A 1396-nucleotide genomic window follows, 5' to 3' on the forward strand; every position below is an offset into this window, starting at 1 on the left:
ATAAGCCTCGCTTTATACACCATAACTTATGCGGATTCACTTAGCTTCGATAGCGATGAGTTCGGCGTTGTCGTAAGTGACAATAGCGGACAACTAATTGTGCGTGTTGTGGATAAAGTTACTGGAGATGTAACAGAGATTAGCGTTGGCGGCCTATTTAACCCTTAACAACAACATCGATACCAATCGCTAAAAAACCAGTAATAACGACTAACGCTATCTGCTTTGTCAGGGGATCATTATGAAAATTATCGCCTCAATTGTCATCGCTAGCCTGCTGAGTGGCTGTGCAGGAATGGTGGCAACGTCTGAAAATTTAGAAGGTGCTGAAGCAACACTCACGCCTAGAGGAGCTACCTACCAGGACCTTGTATCGCTACCGCCACCGTCAGGAAAGATATTTGTCTCTGTGTATGATTTTCGTGATCAAACAGGGCAATACCGGCCAGCTCCCGCCAGCACGTTTTCAACTGCGGTAACCCAAGGGGCTGCAGCAATGCTTACCGGAGCCCTATCTGACTCTGGCTGGTTTATCCCGCTTGAACGTGTTGGATTACAAAACTTGTTAACAGAACGCCGTATTATTCGCGCGGAGTTCGAACGCTTTGGGCAGCCCGATACGCTGCCATCGTTAAGAGCAGCGTCGGTGATGTTAGAGGGTGGCATTATTGCTTATGAATCGAACGTACGAACCGGAGGAGCCGGTGCCGAATATTTTGGTATTGGGGCATCAGGCCAGTACCAGGTCGATCAGGTGACGGTGAACTTACGTGCGGTGGAAATCTCAACAGGCGAAATATTAGCTAACGTCACCACCACCAAGACCATCTATTCTAAGGAGCTACGCGCAGGGGTTTATCGCTTTATTGATTTCAGGCGCTTATTAGAGGCCGAAGCAGGTATAACCACAAATGAACCGGTTCAGCTTGCGGTAATGTCGGCAATAGAATCTGCTGTCATTCACCTTGTAGCGAGAGGTATCGAGAATCGATTATGGAATCTTGCTCCCGGAACCAATATTCAAGGCACCATTTTAGATGACTATCTTAATGCACCGACACCTATACTTTAGTGAAAATTAATCAAGGGAACACTACTAAAATAAAACTATAAAAAAACAATGGCCACTCGATAGAGTGGCTTTTTTCATTAAAATAGAAAATTCAACATAATTAAAATACTAGTACCATAAGAATCAAAAAAGTAGCAAATAGAAAATATAACTTACGTTAAATATATAACCACAGCATTAAAAAAACTTCCTATGGCGCCATTCTTAGAATGGTCCAAACTCAGTCAATGAAACAAAAAGACACACTGAGTTTCAAAAGGAATTAAAAATGAAACATTACAGCTAAGTGCCTAACCGAAAGTTTTCGTGCATAATGTATGTAGG

Annotated in this window: 1 protein-coding gene; it reads left to right on the top strand. The window is 43.2% G+C overall.

Going from position 1 to position 1396, the window contains the following annotated elements; genetic code table 11:
• Positions 1–241 precede the first annotated feature (241 nt).
• Positions 242–1072 carry a CsgG/HfaB family protein gene (locus INT19_RS05350; protein ID WP_193060003.1) on the top strand — a complete coding sequence of 277 codons (831 nt, stop codon included), beginning with the start codon at positions 242–244 and terminating at the stop codon, positions 1070–1072.
• Positions 1073–1396 lie beyond the last annotated feature (324 nt).

It is taken from the genome of Halomonas sp. 3A7M (assembly GCF_014897875.1).
Taxonomy (GTDB): Bacteria; Pseudomonadota; Gammaproteobacteria; order Pseudomonadales; family Halomonadaceae; genus Vreelandella.